Source organism: Coprococcus sp. AF51-11b1, from assembly GCF_027682785.1.
Classification (GTDB): domain Bacteria; phylum Bacillota; class Clostridia; order Lachnospirales; family Lachnospiraceae; genus Allocoprococcus; species Allocoprococcus comes.
Map to the genome: position 1 here is coordinate 1 of NZ_JAQCZB010000004.1, position 18,455 is coordinate 18,455.

Annotated in this window: 15 protein-coding genes; all 15 read right to left on the bottom strand. The window is 42.6% G+C overall.

What is annotated here, in order from left to right:
* Positions 1–727: 727 nt before the first annotated feature.
* A complete protein-coding gene (gene radA, locus PGY05_RS05350) occupies positions 728–2,086 on the bottom strand; it encodes a DNA repair protein RadA (protein ID WP_055156105.1) in 1,359 nt (452 codons plus the stop codon).
* A 157-nt stretch (positions 2,087–2,243) separates the two neighbouring features.
* Complete coding sequence (locus PGY05_RS05355; RefSeq protein ID WP_008368562.1) at positions 2,244–2,654, bottom strand: hypothetical protein; 411 nt, start codon at positions 2,652–2,654, stop codon at positions 2,244–2,246.
* Positions 2,655–2,755: 101 nt separating this feature from the next.
* Positions 2,756–5,203 carry an ATP-dependent Clp protease ATP-binding subunit gene (locus tag PGY05_RS05360; RefSeq protein ID WP_270475464.1) on the bottom strand — a complete coding sequence of 816 codons (2,448 nt, stop codon included), beginning with the start codon at positions 5,201–5,203 and terminating at the stop codon, positions 2,756–2,758.
* A gap of 25 nt (positions 5,204–5,228) precedes the next feature.
* The gene (locus tag PGY05_RS05365; RefSeq protein WP_008368566.1) at positions 5,229–5,603 is read right to left on the bottom strand and encodes a GntR family transcriptional regulator; all 375 of its coding nucleotides are present in this window, start codon (positions 5,601–5,603) and stop codon (positions 5,229–5,231) included.
* Between the two features lie 196 nt (positions 5,604–5,799).
* Positions 5,800–7,350 carry a hydroxylamine reductase gene (hcp, locus tag PGY05_RS05370; RefSeq protein ID WP_442872495.1) on the bottom strand — a complete coding sequence of 517 codons (1,551 nt, stop codon included), beginning with the start codon at positions 7,348–7,350 and terminating at the stop codon, positions 5,800–5,802.
* A gap of 198 nt (positions 7,351–7,548) precedes the next feature.
* Entirely contained in the window at positions 7,549–8,895 is a 1,347-nt protein-coding gene (glmM, locus tag PGY05_RS05375; RefSeq protein WP_055156102.1) for a phosphoglucosamine mutase, read from the bottom strand.
* Between the two features lie 34 nt (positions 8,896–8,929).
* Positions 8,930–10,015 carry a tryptophan--tRNA ligase gene (gene trpS, locus PGY05_RS05380; RefSeq protein ID WP_117557040.1) on the bottom strand — a complete coding sequence of 362 codons (1,086 nt, stop codon included), beginning with the start codon at positions 10,013–10,015 and terminating at the stop codon, positions 8,930–8,932.
* A gap of 42 nt (positions 10,016–10,057) precedes the next feature.
* Positions 10,058–10,522 (bottom strand): large conductance mechanosensitive channel protein MscL, encoded by a 465-nt coding sequence (mscL, locus tag PGY05_RS05385; RefSeq protein WP_022220518.1) that lies wholly within the window; start codon positions 10,520–10,522, stop codon positions 10,058–10,060.
* A 56-nt stretch (positions 10,523–10,578) separates the two neighbouring features.
* Complete coding sequence (locus PGY05_RS05390; RefSeq protein ID WP_270475466.1) at positions 10,579–11,442, bottom strand: putative manganese transporter; 864 nt, start codon at positions 11,440–11,442, stop codon at positions 10,579–10,581.
* A gap of 510 nt (positions 11,443–11,952) precedes the next feature.
* Positions 11,953–13,833, bottom strand: a complete 1,881-nt coding sequence (locus PGY05_RS05395; protein ID WP_055156101.1) for a heavy metal translocating P-type ATPase — start codon at positions 13,831–13,833, stop codon at positions 11,953–11,955.
* Between the two features lie 33 nt (positions 13,834–13,866).
* On the bottom strand, positions 13,867–14,085 hold the full coding sequence (locus tag PGY05_RS05400) for a cation transporter (protein WP_055156100.1): 219 nt from the start codon (positions 14,083–14,085) through the stop codon (positions 13,867–13,869).
* 254 nt (positions 14,086–14,339) lie between these two features.
* A complete protein-coding gene (locus PGY05_RS05405) occupies positions 14,340–14,903 on the bottom strand; it encodes a TetR family transcriptional regulator (protein WP_022220520.1) in 564 nt (187 codons plus the stop codon).
* A gap of 88 nt (positions 14,904–14,991) precedes the next feature.
* Positions 14,992–16,401 carry a radical SAM protein gene (locus tag PGY05_RS05410; RefSeq protein WP_055297197.1) on the bottom strand — a complete coding sequence of 470 codons (1,410 nt, stop codon included), beginning with the start codon at positions 16,399–16,401 and terminating at the stop codon, positions 14,992–14,994.
* A 20-nt stretch (positions 16,402–16,421) separates the two neighbouring features.
* Positions 16,422–17,012 (bottom strand): manganese efflux pump MntP, encoded by a 591-nt coding sequence (locus PGY05_RS05415; protein WP_055156099.1) that lies wholly within the window; start codon positions 17,010–17,012, stop codon positions 16,422–16,424.
* A 255-nt stretch (positions 17,013–17,267) separates the two neighbouring features.
* Positions 17,268–18,446 (bottom strand): phosphoribosylaminoimidazolecarboxamide formyltransferase, encoded by a 1,179-nt coding sequence (locus PGY05_RS05420; RefSeq protein WP_173688748.1) that lies wholly within the window; start codon positions 18,444–18,446, stop codon positions 17,268–17,270.
* Positions 18,447–18,455 lie beyond the last annotated feature (9 nt).

Consider the following 18,455-nt stretch of genomic DNA (forward strand, 5'->3'; position numbering starts at 1 on the left):
AGCTTTTATATTATATCAAAGCGTTTCATGTTTGTCAACAACTTTTTTATTTCTTTTTTCGCTGTTGTGAAGCAATTCCTCACGCGACAACTTATTTAGAATAGCATATTCATCAAGGCTTGTCAACAGCTTTTTGATTTCTTTTTGCAATTTACTTTTTTCAAAGTTTTCGTCTGAATATTCCCATACTCATGCTCGAATTTTTATGCAAAACTTTTTTATTTTTCATCCGCTCTGCCTCTGCATGCCACTCCTTAGTCTCTGTCTCGGCCAGCGAACATATGGTATCTTACCACGCCTTTCCGGAATTGTCAATGTTGTTTTTGCATTTTGTACAATTCAGAATATTCTGACATTTTTGTGCTTCAGTTCAGTCTTCCGTTTAAGTAAGCTATTTCCTTACTCGCCAGAATCGAAATCTTTAAAGACCTTTAACTTTTATAATTTCGTAATTACTATGATACCAGGGTCAAAAGGTCAGAAAGCCGATGCAAGCTTGCTTGCAAGAGGATTTTTGACCTCTTGACCCGCCAAAAACATGAGTAAGTAGCCATTTTTCAAAGAAAAATGAGCGGATTACGAATGTTTTTGAGGATTGCGAGAGTGCAAAGCACGTAGCAATCTGGTATCAAAGGGGTCAAAATACCTTTTGACTCCAACATCATTGCTATGTAAAAGAGGGAACAGAAATTATCACATCTATCCTGTTTCCTCTTTACATGTTCTCCTACTCAATCAGTCCGATTGCCTCGTTAATGCTTTTCACTCCAATGATTTTGATCCCACCAATACTCTTCACGCTATCCAGAGATACTTCCGGCACAATACACGTCTCAAATCCAAGCTTCTTCGCCTCTGCCACCCGCTGTTCCGGCATATTTACCGCCCGGACTTCTCCACTTAATCCAACTTCTCCAAACACAATCGTCCGTTCATCAAATGGTCTGTTCTTATAGCTTGATACGATCGCCATCACGATTCCAAGGTCTATCGCGGGTTCATTGATCTTGATACCTCCAGCAATATTCACATAGGCATCATAATTTCCAAGATGATATCCAATCCTTTTTTCCAAAACCGCCATCAGAAGGTTCACCCTGTTGTAATCTGTTCCTGCTGCTGTTCTTCTTGGCATTCCAAAATTGCTTTCGCATACCAGTGCCTGGATTTCCAGCAAGATCGGACGTGTTCCTTCCATAGAACATGCCACAACAGATCCAGATGCATTTTCCGGGCGCCCATTCAGCATAAATTCTGACGGATTTTCCACCTCCCGAAGACCATCTCTTCGCATTTCAAATACACCAATCTCATTCGTCGAACCAAAACGATTTTTCACTCCGCGAAGAATCCGGTAAGATGCATGCCTGTCTCCTTCAAAATACAGAACCGTATCTACCATATGTTCCAATACTCTTGGACCGGCGACAGTTCCTTCTTTTGTAACATGTCCGACAATAAAAATCGAAATCCCAAGCCCTTTTGCAAGCTGCATCAGCGTATTTGTTGCCTCTCTGACCTGCGACACACTTCCAGGTGCGGAACCGACTTCTTCACTGTACATTGTCTGAATAGAATCAATGATCACGGTATCTGGTTTTTCCTTTTCAATCACATTGCGGATCAGTTCCAGATTAGTCTCACAAAGCAAAAGCAGATGATCATTAAATTCTCCCATCCTCTGTGCACGCAATTTAATCTGGCGAAGCGATTCTTCCCCTGATATGTACAAAACCTTTCGTTCTTTTTTTGCCAGTTTCTGACACACCTGCAGGAGCAGCGTTGACTTACCGATTCCCGGATCACCGCCTACCAGAATCAGGGAACCCGGTACGATTCCGCCTCCCAGTACACGATCCAGTTCTTTAATCTCGGTTGTCACCCGCTCTTCATTCTCTGTCTTTACTTCTGACAATGGTACAATACGAATCTCTTTTGCCGCTTTAACTGCTGCCGTATTCGACGTTGTCACACACTCTTCCACGAAAGAGTTCCATTCCTTGCACATTGGGCACTGCCCCAGCCATTTTGATTCTTCATGCCCACAATTCTGGCAGAAAAAAACCGACTTTTTTGCCTTCGCCATATTCCATCTCCTTATCTATCTTAAAAAATTACCAACTGCTTCTCTTGCCTGTTCCCAGTTTATACACTTTCGGTAAAGAAAGAGCCTGCCGAAGCAGACTCTTTTACTTTTCTTAAATACCTATGTACTTCAAACAACTCTTGCTGTAATCATTGTCCTACTTTCTTACAACCTTGATCTCAACGCTTTCTTTTCCAAGTTCCGCACTTACACTAAGCTTTGCGCTTAAGTTTGTCTTCATATCACCAACATTCATATCATTCATATATACGATATAATCTGTATCCGGTTCAAGTTCCAGTGTGATCTGTGCATCTCCTGTCCCTGATACCTTGAATGAGATCACATCTTCTGATACTTCAAAATGCTCTACTGCAGTTCCCGGAACAGATTCATATACGAACATTCCATTCTTTTCAAGCTTTGTAATCTCTTTGAATGTCTTTACTTTATATATATCTCCCTGAAATTCAAATCCATCCTTTTTTGTCTTTGTATCCAGAGTGTAATCACCGAAACTGAGTGTTCCGTCTAATTCACTTCTGATAAGCTCTTTGACTACTGTCATTGTTCAAATCCTCCTAATGGTCTTTCTCTTTCGACTTGTGGACTGTGAATTTTCCACATCCGAACCGTTTTTCTTATTATATAATAAAACTTCTTCTTTTGCTAGCTGTTTATCTCTCTGACTGTAAATTTTATTTCCTTTTTAGAAATACCGGCTTCCACATGGTCTCCACGTTTGATCTCACCATTCAAAAGTGCTTCTGCAAGTTTGTCTTCAAGCTGGCTCTGCACTGCCCTTCTCAGCGGTCTTGCACCATACTTCTTGTCACTTCCGGTCTCAACAATATGCTTCTTCACAGAATCACGCACAACCAATGTAATTTCAAGCTGCTCTTTTGCTCTCTGCACAACTTCTTTACACATCAGCCCTACGATCTTCTTCATATTGTCCTCATTCAGCGGATGGAATACGATGATCTCATCAATACGGTTCAGGAACTCTGGGCGGAATAACTGCTTTACTTCGTCCATCACATTTGCTTTCATACGCTTGTAATCCGCCTTCTGGTCTTCCTGCTGGGTAAATCCAAGCTTCTTCGGTTCAATGATTGCCTTGGCACCTGCATTGGACGTCATAATGATAACCGTATTGCGAAAATCTACTTTTCTTCCCTGCGAATCCGTAATATGTCCGTCATCCAGTACCTGAAGTAAAATATTAAACACATCCGGATGTGCTTTCTCAATCTCATCAAACAAAATGACAGAATATGGATTTCTGCGTACTTTTTCGCTGAGCTGTCCGCCATCCTCATGTCCCACATACCCCGGAGGCGATCCGATCATCTTGGATACACTGTGCTTCTCCATATATTCGGACATATCTACCCGGATCATATCCTCTTCATTGCCAAAGAGTGCTTCTGCAAGAGCTTTGGAAAGCTCTGTCTTTCCGACACCTGTAGGACCAAGGAATAAGAATGAACCAATCGGACGTGCCGGATCTTTCAATCCCACTCTTCCTCGTTTTACCGCTTTGGAAAGTGCCTGGATTGCCTCTTCCTGACCAATCACACGCTTCTCTAGTGTTTTATCCAGCTTTTTCAGGCGTTCGCTCTCAGATTCATTCAGTCTTGTTACCGGGATTCGTGTCCACATGGAAATTACATCCGCAACATCTTCTTCAGTTACCGGAACTTTTTTCTTTTCATTCTTTTTATTGAAACGCTTTTTCGCCTGCTCTAATTTCTTTTCTGCTTCCTTCTGTTCTCTATGGAGCTCCGATGCTTTTTCAATATCTCCTGCTTTCAGCGCCGCTTCTTTTTCCTGCTCCAGCTTTCCACAGCGGATTTCTGTCCCAACAATATTCTCCGGCACTTTAAATCCACGAAGTTTTACTTTTGAACAGCTTTCATCCAACACATCAATTGCCTTATCCGGAAGGAAACGGTCATTGATATAACGGCATGACATATGTACTGCCGCTTTCAACGCATCCTCTTCGATCTCTACATCATGATGAGCCTCATATTTTTCTTTCAGGCCTTCCAGGATCCGGATACACTCGTCTTCTGTCGGTTCTTCAACCGTAACCGGCTGGAATCTTCTTTCCAGAGCCGCATCCTTCTCAATATACTTGCGGTATTCCGTAAGAGTTGTTGCACCGATCAGCTGCATCTCCCCTCTTGCCAGAGATGGTTTCAGAATATTGGATGCATCAATCGCGCCCTCTGCACCACCGGCACCGATAATGGTATGAAGTTCATCTAAGAAAAGGATAATATTGCCCGCCGTCTTTACCTCACGGATCAGTTTTTTCATGCGCTCTTCAAATTCGCCACGATACTTGGAACCTGCAATCATCCCCGGAAGATCCAGCACCATGATCCGCTTATCTTTCATGCTTTCCGGAACAATTCCTTCCGCGATCTGTCTTGCAAGTCCTTCCACGATTGCTGTCTTACCGACTCCCGGCTCTCCCACAAGGCACGGATTATTCTTGGTCCGTCTGCTCAGGATCTCCATGATACGTGCAATTTCTTTTTCACGTCCAATAACCGGATCCAGCTTTCCTTCTCTTGCTTCCTGTGTCAGATCCGTACTGTACTGGTCTATAATTCCGCCAACAGTTTCCCCATCCTTCTGATTTTCCATATACTCTTTCGGATCGATTCCCGCCGCAAGCAGAAGATCCTGAAAAAGTTTTTGAATATTTACATTCAGGGTCATCAACATACGGGTAGCCACACAATCTCCATCTTTGAGCATTGTAAGCAGAAGATGTTCGGTTCCGACTTTTTCAGATGCAAGCTGCACTGCCTCATTCTGGCTTTCTTCCAGAATATATCGAAGTCTCGGACTGTACTCCAGATGCTTTCTTTCCTTCTTAGCTGCCTCAGGAGCAGATACAAGGATATCCATTGCTTTTTCCATCTGTTCTTCATCGACTTTATTCTTATCAAGCACCTGCCCTGCAACTCCGGTAAAAACCCTCTTAAGCCCGAAAAGAAGATGTTCTGTCCCAACATATGGATGCTTCAGTTCGGCTGCAATCTTCCGTGCCATATTCAGCGCTTCCTGCGCCTGCCTTGTATATTGCTTTTCTGCCATATAATTTTAGTCTCCTTTTTTCAATCTATCTCTGTTCATAATCTGCATAGATCTCGTCTACCAGTTCATGAACTTCTTCTTTCGTAATGTTTTTGCAACTTCCTTTTGCCAGAAGTACCCGAAGCTGCTCTTTCAGATCCTGCAAAGCTTCCAGCTTATCTTCATCAATACAGATCACCGCACCTCTTCGTCTGTCAAGCTGAAGGAAACCTTCCTGCCGCAGGACATTGTATGCCTTATTCACTGTATGCATATTGATTCCGATATTATCTGCCAGCTGTCTCACAGACGGCAAAGTATCTCCTTCATGAATCGTCGAAGTGGCAATTCCCATAATGATCTGATTCCTGAGCTGTATATAAATCGCCTCATCACTGTTAAAATCAATTTCAATCAGCATAAAACGCACTCCTTTTTCTATTGTACCGGCATCGCCATTGTTATATTCATGTTAGCACAGACGACACTTTTTGTAAAGGAAACAGTATGTAAAAAAGCACTACCTCTTCTTACTCACACTTTTTTGTGCTTTCCGTTTCAGAAGTAATGCTTTTCATTTCTTATTTCCGATTTCTTTCTCTCACGTTCAAACCTCTTCAACCTAAAATTTTCTTCAGATCCTCATCTACTGTACTGATCGGGGTAATCTGATACTCTTGTACCAGGTAATTCAGAACATTCGGTGACACAAACGCCGGAAGCGTCGGACCCAGGTAAATATTTTTGATTCCGAGCGCCAGAAGTGTCAGCAGAATCGCAACCGCTTTCTGTTCATACCATGACAGGATCATAGACAGTGGAAGTTCATTTACCTCACACTCAAACGCTTCTGCAAGAGCAATTGCAACTTTAATCGCACTGTACGCATCATTACACTGTCCCATATCCAAAATTCTTGGAATCCCCTCAATTTCTCCGAGCCTCAGATCATTCAATCTGTATTTTCCACATGCCAGCGTCAGGATGATCGTATCCATCGGTGTCTTTTTCGCAAATTCCGTATAGTAGCTCCGACCTGGTGCTGCGCCATCACAGCCTCCGATCAGAAAGAAATGCCTGATTTTCCCCTGCTTTACCAAATCCACAATCTTTCCTGCATTTTCCAGAACTGCGTTGTGTGCAAATCCGGTCATCACGGTTGTTCCTCCATTAATCCCTGTCATCGGATGATCTTCCGGATATCCACCGCATTCCAATGCTTTTGCAATAACCGGCGTAAAATCTTTGTCCGCACCAATATGAACCATCTCCGGATAAGACACCACCGAAGTTGTAAACACCCGGTCTGCATAGCTCTGTCTGACCGGCATCAGACAATTTGTCGTAAATAAAATTGGCGCAGGAATATTATGGAACTCAAATTGCTGACTCTGCCAGGCCGTTCCGAAATTGCCTTTCAAATGCGGATATTCCTTTAATTTTGGATATCCGTGTGCCGGAAGCATTTCACTGTGCGTATAAATATTGATGCCTTTATCTTTGGTCTGCTCCAGAAGCAGCTTCATATCATGCAGATCATGACCACTGACTACAATAAACGGTCCCTTTTCTATCGTAAGCGGAACTTCTGTCGGAATTGGATTTCCATAGCTTTCCGTGTTTGCTTTATCCAGAAGTTCCATGCAGCGCAGGTTGATTTTACCGGTTTCTATGACTACCGGAAGCAGTTCTTCCATCCCTTTTTCTTCTCCCAGAATCCTCATTCCTTTATAAAAGAAATTCATAATCTCCGCATCCACATATCCCAGTGCCCATGCATGATAAGCATATGCCGCAGTTCCTCGTAAGCCAAACAAGATCAATGACTTTAACGAACGGATATCTTCCGGTGCCTCCCAGATCTTCTGTACATTATAAGCTTCTTTTCCTGATTTTCTGTTTTCTGCTTCTTCTCTAATCTCATCTGACAGTTTTTTCACTGTATCACTGTTGAAATTTACATTTGTAATCGTGGTAAACAGACCTTTTAACATCAGTTCATCCGAAGATCTGCTTCTTTCATTTTCAGTAACCGCCCTTGCCAGCCGGATCAGTTCACCAGTCAGTTCATCTTGAAGATTTGCTGTATCCGACTTTTTCCCACATACACCTGCATGCCCTTCGCAGCCCGTGTTATGAGCGGTCTGCTGACATTGAAAACAAAACATTTCCTCCATTTCTTTTTCCTCCATGTTTTTTTAATAGCATGTCAAAATATAGAAAATCTATACCGGCAGAACATTTTTCTTTATTATTCAAATAATATTTTTCAAACATCCAGACTATGGTTCGCAAACTAAAAAGGATAGCCCCACAGACTTTCATCTGCAAGCTATCCTTTTCTGCACGATTCTATTTCAGATTTTTTATTCTACGATGAGTCCTTCTTTTTCAATCACATCGATTACCTGAGTCACATACTTTTCGCAAAGCTCGTCCGTCGCCGCTTCAACCATGACACGGATTACCGGTTCCGTTCCACTTTCACGGACAAGGATTCTTCCGTCATCTCCAAGTGCTTCTGCAACTGCATCGACTGCTTTGACTACTTCCGGATTCTCCCTTGCTGTCTTCTTATCTGCCACACGCACATTTTTCAGAAGCTGTGGATAGATCTTCACTTCTTCTGTCAGCTGTCCGAGGGACTGTTTGGTCTCCATGATAACTTCCATCAGCATCAGAGAAGTCAGAATACCATCTCCTGTCGTCGCATGCTTACTGAAAATAATATGTCCGGACTGTTCACCGCCCAGCATAAATCCATTCTTGACCATGTTCTCATAGACATATTTATCGCCGACCTGTGTCTTTTCGTACTTCATGCCAATCTTGTCGCATGCCTTATAAAGTCCAAGATTCGACATGATAGTAGTAACGATGGTATCGTCTTTTAACTGACCATGTTCTTTCATATATTTGCCACACACATAAAGGATCAGATCCCCATCAACAACATTTCCATTCTCATCAACAGCGATACAGCGATCCGCATCTCCATCGTATGCAAATCCGACATCCAGACCATTTTCTTTTACATATTCCTGGAGCACGTTAATATGTGTAGAACCGCAATTTGTGTTGATATTGGTTCCATCCGGCTCATTATTGATCACATAAGTTTTTGCTCCAAGTGCATCAAATACGCTTTTGGCAATACTTGAAGAACTTCCGTTGGAACAATCCAGTCCGACTTTCACCTCTTTAAAAGAACGGGTTGCCAGACTGATCAAATGTCCGATATAACGGTTTCTTCCTGCTGCATAATCTACGGTTCTTCCGATCGCCTCTTTTTTAGCAAGCGGAATTTCTCCGGATTCCCCATCAATATAAGCTTCCACTTTGGCTTCTACTTCTGCTTCCAGCTTCTGACCTTTACTGTTGATCACTTTGATTCCATTATCATAGTACGGGTTATGGCTTGCAGAAATCATGATTCCGCAGTCAAAATCTTCGGTTCTTACCACGTAAGACACGCTTGGAGTTGTCGTCACATGAAGAAGATATGCATCTGCTCCTGACGCAGTAAGTCCTGCCGCCAGTGCATATTCAAACATATAGCTGCTTCTTCTGGTATCTTTACCGATCACGATTCTTGCCTTGTGTTCCTGTCCGTAATACCAGCCAAGATAACGTCCTACCTTAAACGCATGCTCTACCGTCAGTACTACATTGGCTTCTCCACGGAATCCATCTGTTCCGAAATATTTACCCATAATTATTATCTCTCCTCCGGCTTAAAGCCTTTCTTTATTCTGCAAATCTTGCTGTCTGTTCCTGGATCAGCTGCTGATCTTCAAAATAGTTGATCTTCATCGCATCTTTTACTTCATTTAAAGTCTGTGCTGCCACTTTTTCAGCTTCAATACTTCCTTTATGAAGGATCTCGTAGATCTCCGGAATCTTCTTCTCCAGTTCTTTTCTTCTTGCACGGATTGGTGCAAGCTCTTCCTGCATAACCGCATTCAGGAACTTCTTAACCTTAACGTCACCAAGTCCACCACGTCTGTAATGATCCTTCAATTCATCCAGATTCTTATAATCCGGCAGATATTTTTCAAAATGTTCATCTGTACAGAATGCATCCAGATAAGTGAAAACGGAATTCCCTTCTACCTGTCCCGGATCAGATACCTTCAAATGATTCGGATCTGTATACATTCCCATGATCTTCTGTCTTACTTCTTCCTCAGAATCAGACAGATAAATACAGTTACCAAGGGATTTACTCATCTTTGCTTTTCCATCCGTTCCAGGAAGACGGCAACAGCTTTCGTTCTCCGGAATCAGCGCTTTCGGCATAACCAATGCTTCTCCATATACACTGTTGAATTTGTGTACGATCTCACGGCACTGTTCGATCATCGGAAGCTGATCCTCACCTACCGGTACAGTCGTTGCCTTAAACGCTGTGATATCTGCTGCCTGGCTGATCGGATAAGTAAAGAATCCTACCGGAATACTTGCTTCAAAATTACGCATCTGGATCTCCGATTTAACCGTTGGGTTTCTCTGAAGACGGGATACCGTAACCAGATTCATATAATAAAAAGAAAGTTCTGTCAGTTCCGGTACCTGTGACTGGATGAAAATCGTGGATTTCTCCGGATCCAGTCCGCATGACAGATAATCCAGTGCAACCTCAATAATATTCTGACGTACCTTTTCCGGGTTATCTGCATTATCAGTCAGTGCCTGTGCATCTGCGATCATGATAAAGATCTTGTCATATTCTCCGGAATTCTGCAGTTCTACTCTTCGCTTTAAGGATCCAACATAATGTCCGACATGAAGCCGTCCGGTTGGTCTGTCACCTGTTAAAATAATTTTCTCCATTGTTTTTATGTTCCTCTCTGTCGTATTATTCCTGTCTTTTCTTTATTCTTCTTTGTCCGTATCCTCAGCCGGAAGCTCAGATGTACAGTATGCACATCTGGTTGCCGCGATCGGGATTTCTGACATGCAGTACGGGCAGATCTTCGTAGCCGGTGCTGCCGGTGCTTCTTCCTCCTTCTTAAGCAGCTTTTCTGTTCTTGAAGCAAGATTGTTCATCACTTTTACAAAACAAAAAATAACAAGTGCCATCAGAAGAAAGTTGATCACCGCTGTAATAAAATTGCCATATTTGATCGTGTCATTCTCACCAGATCCGATCCGGATCACCCAGTTGGAAAAATTGACCCCACCAGTCAGAAGACTGATCACCGGCATGATCATATCATTTACAAGAGAATTCACAATCGACTGGAATGCACCACCAATAATAACGCCGACTGCAAGATCCATTACATTTCCCCTTGCAATAAACTCTTTGAATTCTGCAATAAATCCTTTTTTAGCCATCTCAAATCCACTTCTTTCGTTCCTTTTAGGCTTCTGCGGCATATAAGGATATTGTACTACATTCCAAACAAGATTTCCACTATAATTCCGCACACTACACTGATTCCGTAAAGTGTTGCGACGATCATCACATTCTTCTTCCAACTATGGTTCGTCTTAAAAAGCACGATCAGTCCGATTCCGGCACATGACAAAAGTCCGGCAAACATACTGCCGACATTTAAGACTCCCTCAAGATAAAATTTCGTAATTGTAATAGAAGCTGCGCAGTTCGGAATCAGACCGACAAGACCAGCCAGAAAAATTCCGGCAATTGGATAATGCGTCACCACGTTCATGACCTCTTCCATTCCAATCCACTCCACAACTGCATTTAACGCAAAAGAAATTACATATATAAATACCAGAATCTGTACCGAATGGATGAGTGCTGATTTTACAATGCTTCCTTCTTCACAGTGACAGTGGTCATGCTCACAGATATCATGAATGTGCAGCCCTCTCTGGTATCCTTTGCCTAGCACCCGCACTCCGATATCAACCAGAATCCCTGCAACAATACCAACGATGATCTTTCCGATTAAAATTGCCATGATCTTACGGACATCCACCTGCTCTGAGATCAGGATCGGAAGCATCTCATCTGATGTAGACAGAAAAACAGCGATCATCGTTCCAACTGTGATGACTCCACCGGAATACAGATTTGCTGCTGCTGCCGAAAATCCGCACTGCGGAACAACGCCCAGGATCCCACCGATCACAGGTCCTTTTTTCCCTGCTCCAAGAAGCATCCGCACCGTCTTCTGACCGGCTTTATTCTCCAGATATTCCATCGCAAGGTATGTCAGAAAAAGGAAAGGTATCAGTTTTACAGTGTCAATTGTTGTATCTTTTAGTATATCTATAAACAGTTCCATCTTGTATCTCCCTTCTTGGTTTCACTATTCTAATCCGTTTTGTCATTTTACACTGTCGCTGACAAAAATGCAAGTAGAATAAATTAGTGTGGCAAAGCAACAGAAATAAATGGGATAAATTCAAGTTGTGCAAACCATTCCGATGAACCTCTTAGGGCGAAAATCGTGTTCAGCAGAGGCTTCCACGATTTTTGAGTTTCATCTCCATTGCACAAAATAGAATTTATCCCATTTATTTCTGCTGCTTTGCCCTTCTACTTTATTGGTGAGAACCAGACCAGTAGCCCCGGTACGTTTTCTATAGCAATAAGAAAGAATGTGCCTCGGCACATTCTCGCGCCGAGCGCGGTCGCTTGCGACATTCTTCATCTTCGTGCGAGTGCGCATCTCCGGCACGCAGTGCCTTTTATTTCATAGGAAATTCCTTTGGAATTTCCTATGAAACAAAAAAGAATTATCCCCATCACGTTAAGGATAATTCTTTCTTGTTTTACATTATGCTTTTGACATCTATTTTACTTTCAGTGTCCTCATGGAGTTCAGGATTGCGATTACGGATACTCCTACATCGGCAAAGACGGCTTCCCACATATTGGCCATGCCGAGGGCTCCCAGGATGAGGACCAGAACTTTGACACCGAGGGCAAAGACGATATTCTGATGTACGATCTGGAGAGTTTTTCCTGCAATTCTCATAATGGAGGATATCTTAAGGATATTATCATCCATCAGAACAACATCTGCGGCTTCGATTGCTGCATCGGATCCCATGCTTCCCATTGCGATTCCGATATCAGCTCTGGAGAGTACCGGTGCATCATTGATACCATCACCAACAAAACCGAGCTTTTCTTTCTCACCGAGTTCTCCGAGAAGTGCTTCAACCTTATCTACCTTATCCCCCGGAAGGAGATCTGTGTAGACTTCATCGATTCCAAGGCTTTCTGCTACTGCTTCACCGACATCTTTTCTGTCACCGGTAAGCATAACTGTCTTTTTGACACCGCTTTGTTTGAGCTGCGCGATCGCACGTTTGGCTTCCGGTTTGACCGTATCAGAAATTACAATGGTCCCGAGGAATTCTTTTTCAGCCGCCAGATATACGACCGTACCAGGGACTGTGCATGGCTCATATTCCACGCCTTTTTCTTCCATCAGCTTTGCATTTCCGGCATAGACAACTCTTCCGTCGATCTTTGCCTTGATTCCGTGTCCGGCGATTTCTTCAGCCTGTTCCACCCTGTCCATGGACAACTCACCAAGCTCCGCTTCTTCGTACGCTTTCTTGAGTGCTGCTGAGATTGGATGATCGGAATAGCCTTCCGCAAGGGCTGCCACTTCAAGAAGTCCTTCTTTTTCCCATCCGTTCGGAATAACTTCTGATACAACGAATTCACCTTTTGTCAGTGTACCAGTCTTATCAAATACAATCGTTTTCATCTCAGAGAGTGCTTCCAGATAATTGCTTCCCTTTACCAGAACGCCCTGTTTGGATGCTGCTCCGATTCCTCCAAAAAAACCAAGTGGAACAGAGATCACCAGTGCACATGGGCAGGAGATTACAAGGAAAATACATGCTCTCTGAATCCATTCTGCAAATCCACCGCCAAGAATGATTGGTGGAAGGAATGCAAGTACAACTGCCGCACAAACCACGATCGGCGTATAGTATTTTGCAAACTTTGTAATGAAGTTTTCTACATGTGCCTTTTTGCTGCTGGCATTTTCAACCAGTTCCAGAATCTTCGCAACTGTAGAATCATCAAACTCTTTCGTTGTGCGCACCTTAAGAAGTCCGCTTCCATTTACACAACCGCTGATAATCTCGGAACCTTCTGTTACTTCTCGCGGAACCGACTCTCCGGTCAGTGCAGAAGTATCTACAAAGGATGTTCCCGATACAACCACACCATCGAGAGGAACTCTCTCTCCTGCTTTGATGACGATCTCTGTACCAATCTCTACATCATCCGGATCAACCTGTTTGAGCTTTCCGTCTTCTTCAATATTCGCATATTCCGGACAGATATCCATCATTGCACTGATTGACTGGCGGGAACGATTGACTGCATAACTCTGGAATAACTCCCCGATCTGATAGAACAACATAACCGCTACCGCTTCCGAATATTCCTTTACTCCAAGTGCACCAAACGTTGCTATACACATCAGAAAATTCTCATCAAATACCTGACCATGACTGATATTGCGCACAGCCCGGTAAATGATGTCCCATCCCACGATCAGATAAGGTATCATAAATAACAAAAACTGCACCGGAATTTCGGACTGAAATTCCAGTTTTCCCATATGTTCCAGTACAAAAAGAGGAACATAAATAACTGCCGCTGCGATAATACGGTACAGCATTATTTTCTGTTTTTTCATCATAGAAGCCTCTCCCCTTTCATACCTTTTCCGGTTTTACAGCTGAATCTGGCAGTCCGGCTCTACCTTCTTGCATACAGCAACGACTTCCTGCATGATCTCATCAAATCTTGCATCATCTGCATCAATCGTAAGCTTCTGCATCATAAAACTTACCGTTGCATCATTTACACCATCAATTTTTTTGATTGCATCTTCCATTTTTGCTGCACAGTTTGCGCAATCAAGGTCTACCATTTTAAATTTTTTCTTCATCTTTCTTTCCTCCTGAAAAATTTTCTCTCACTGAACATATGAGCAACTGTTCATATGTTCATAATAACTCTGTAATAGAAATCCGTCAAGCAGTTTAGATAACATTTTTTATTTTCTACAATTTCAAAAGAATATACCTCTCCAGAACGTATTCCCTTTTATTTATCAGAACGCTCTATCAGAATTTTCTGACAGAAAAACAAAAAGAAGAACCCGGATTTTCCCAGATTCTTCTCAAATTTATATTTTGTTCTTTACTTTTCAAGCAGCTCCAAAATAGGATGCGACATCAGGAACAGATAATACTCCATCGCTTCATCCGCCGACAGATGAATATCCCGGCTGGTCAGCCAGTATTTGAGTCCGGTTACAACGGTGATCGTATGGAACTCCAGAAAAATCTTTTTGTCTTTGATTCCCTGAAGCTTCTCAAGCTTGATCTTATGTCTGCCCACCATCTCTTCGATCAGCTGACGGATCTTCTTTTCAAGAATTTCCTCAAACCCATTCTGACCGGTCGCTTCAAATGCTTTCTGATAATAAATCCGGTCTTTCTCCATCTTTCGGAACAACAGATAAATGGCTTCTCTTTCCATCCCGTCTTCGGTCATCTCACGGATATGCTGAAAAACCTCCGTCTCCAGAAGCCATTCCATCACTTCATACTTATCCTGAAAGTAATTATAAAAAGTCGGTCTAATAACTCCCGCCTGATCTGTGATCATTTTAATCGTTATCTTATCAAAAGATCCTTTTATCAGTAGTTCCTTAAAGCTTTCCGCAAGCAGGATTTTTGTTAATTCTCTTTTTCTTTCCATGTGTTGTCCTCTTTTTCCTGCCCATTTCTCTTGACGAATATTCTATCACAAACAAAACACTTTTTCAAACCGCTTTTTTTCTGTTTTTTTACTGCTTTTCCACGCGTTTTTTGTAATTTGTGTAACCCTTCTGCTGATGCGGATGCTCTTTCCATAGTTGATCTGCCGTTTTTTCCCACTCACAGGCATAAGCTTTGCACTTACTGCACAAATGTTCCGCACTTTCCGGTGACTGCAGATCGGTCGATTTTGCACCGGTCTCTTTGATCATTTCCTGAAGAATCTCCGGATTTTCAAGCATCGGGCAAGGACGCAAATGATTGCTATTAAAAGGCTGCCGGTCTCTGTATGCCATAAAGAGTGGCTGTTTCAGAGCTTCCAGCAGAGTGACTTCCCGAATATTTGCAGAAGAGTAGTGAATAAATACACATGGTTCTACATCTCCATTCGCATTGATATGGCAGTAGTTTCTTCCACCTGCGATACAGCCTCCGACAAATTCTCCGTCATTCTGGAAATCCATTGCATAAATCGGCTTTCCACCTGTTGCACCGCGGATTTCTCTTACCCGGTGATACATATATTCTCTCTGTTCCTTTGTCGGGAGCAGATCCGGTGCTGCATCATTTCCAACCGGCATATAATGGAAATACCAGGTGAAACGACATCCCTTTCCGATGATCATATCCAGGAATTCATCCGATGTAACCGTTTCAATGTTCTTTCTGGTATAACAGATTGACGTACCGAAGATCAGTCCATATTTCTTTAACCGATCCATAGCTGCCATAACCTTGTCGAATACACCCTCTCCACGGCGCATGTCATTGACCTCTTCAAATCCTTCCAGACTAATTGAAAGGGACAGGTTGCCGACTCTTCTCATCTCTTCGCAAAATTCATCATCCACCAGTGTTCCATTTGTAAATGCATGGAATTCGCAGTCATAATGCTTTTCACAAAGTCTGATAATATCTTTTTTTCTTACTAACGGTTCCCCGCCTGTATACATATAGAAATAAATCCCCAGTTCTTTTCCCTGCGTAATGATGCTGTCCATCTCTTCATATGTAAGATTCAGTTTATGCCCATATTCTGCCGCCCAGCATCCGGTACAATGAAGATTACATGCACTTGTCGGATCCATCAGGATCAGCCACGGAATATTGCACTGATGTACCTCTCTCATACTGCGGATTGTCTTCGTTCCATGGAACGCCGCTTCAAATCCAAGGTTTAATGCTGTCTGTTTAATAACATGCGGGTCAATTTCATCTAATGCACGATTCACATAACTCATCCACTTCGAATCCGGATCCTGTATCATCTTTCTTGCGCCTTCATAGGAGCTCTTCTGGAAATTGTCTCCCATGAAACGCTCGGTCAGATCAACAAGATCAAGCAGACCTTTTTCTCTGTCTTTATCCATTTTTCGCATTGCCAAATCAATTGCTCCGCCAAATGCTGCCCTTGCTGCTTTATGTGTCAATTCGCCCATACTCTTTTCCTCCTGCTATTTTAAAATAAAAAATGCGTAACCACCATATCTGCCCCGGCGATCAGGAATAATATCCCACCGATCCAGTAAGCTTTGCAGTTATATTCACAGCCCAATCTATATCCGACCTCCACACCAAGAAAGCACTGAATGATCGTAACCGGAAGCAATACCATTCCCTGTTCCAGGATCTCCACACTCCAGAATCCGATACCCATTCCGGCAAAATACGCATCTACGCTGGTAAGTACTGCCAGTTTTCTAAGCCGTTTCCAGTTTATTTCATCGTTTCTCCGCTCAAAGATCTGCTTATTATTTCTTGCTTTACAGATCATATAAATGCCAAGTCCAATAAATATCAGCACCGACAAAAGCTCCCATCCACTTGCCGCTGTTGAAATCGTCTCATTCATTTTTCTGTCCGGCTTCAGAATATCTGCAACAACATTTCCCAGGATCAGTGCAAAGAGCTGCATTCCTCCAAAAATCAGACTGGATAAAAGTGTGTCTTTTCCATGCTTCCTCGAAAATCCTGCTCCAACACAGATATGTACAACAAATACATCAAATGAAAGCCCGATTGAAATTAAAAGGATTTCAATAATACCCATAGATTCGCCTCCTCCTGCTGGCTGTTACATATATATTATGTAATCCCTTACTAAATAATAAATCTTCAGATTATCGGTTCTGTTTATTTTTTAACGACATTTTTCCACATTTGTCGCATATCTGTTTATTTTTTCAACAGATTATTCTTCCGGAATCTTTTTTATACAATAGAAAGCTCCATTTTCTGTTAAAAATAAAAAATTCCCGCAAAGGTAGATCTTCTACCTCTGCAGGAACTTTGCTTTTTTATTATCTTAGTGATGGAATAAACGGATTCCGGTAAATGCCATCGCCATGTTGTATTTGTTACAGGTATCAATTACATTGTCATCACGGATTGATCCACCCGGTTCTGCAATATATGTAACACCGCTCTTATGTGCACGTTCAATGTTATCTCCAAACGGGAAAAATGCGTCTGATCCAAGTGCCACACCCGTCAGCTTATCAAGCCATGCTCTCTTTTCTTCTCTGGTAAATACTTCCGGTTTTTCAGTGAAAATATTTTCCCAGGTTCCGTCTGCCAGTACGTCCATATATTCTTCACCAATGTACAGATCAATTGCATTATCCCGGTCTGCACGCTTAATTCCTTCTTTAAATGGAAGAGCAAGTACTTTCGGGCACTGTCTCAGCCACCAGTTATCTGCCTTCTGTCCTGCAAGACGGGTACAGTGGATACGGGACTGCTGTCCGGCTCCGATTCCGATTGCCTGTCCGTCTTTTACATAGCATACAGAGTTTGACTGTGTATATTTTAAAGTAATCATGGAAATTGCAAGATCTCTCTTTGCGTGATCCGGAATTTCTTTGTTCTCAGTCACTACATTTGAGAAGAAATCATCATCAATCTTCAGTTCATTTCTTCCCTGCTCAAAAGTAATACCAAATACATCCTTGTGTTCAGTCGGTGCCGGAACATAATTCGGATCGATCTGGATCACATTGTAATTACCTTTCTTTTTCTGTGCAAGAATCTCCAGTGCTTCCGGTTCATATCCAGGTGCGATCACTCCATCCGACACTTCTCTCTTAATCAGTCTTGCCGTATCAACATCACAGACATCAGAAAGCGCAATAAAATCACCGAATGAAGACATACGGTCTGCGCCTCTTGCACGTGCATAAGCACTTGCAAGCGGAGAAAGTTCTCCAAGGTCATCTACCCAGTAAATTTTTGCAAGAGTTTCATCCAGTGGCAGTCCGACTGCAGCACCTGCCGGTGACACATGCTTAAAGGAAGTTGCTGCCGGAAGTCCGGTTGCTTTTTTTAATTCCGATACCAGCTGCCATCCGTTAAATGCATCCAGAAAGTTGATATATCCCGGACGGCCCATCAGAACTTTGATCGGGAGATCACTTCCGTCTTTCATATAGATACGTGACGGCTTCTGATTTGGGTTACATCCATATTTGAGTTCTAATTCATTCATGATTCCTGC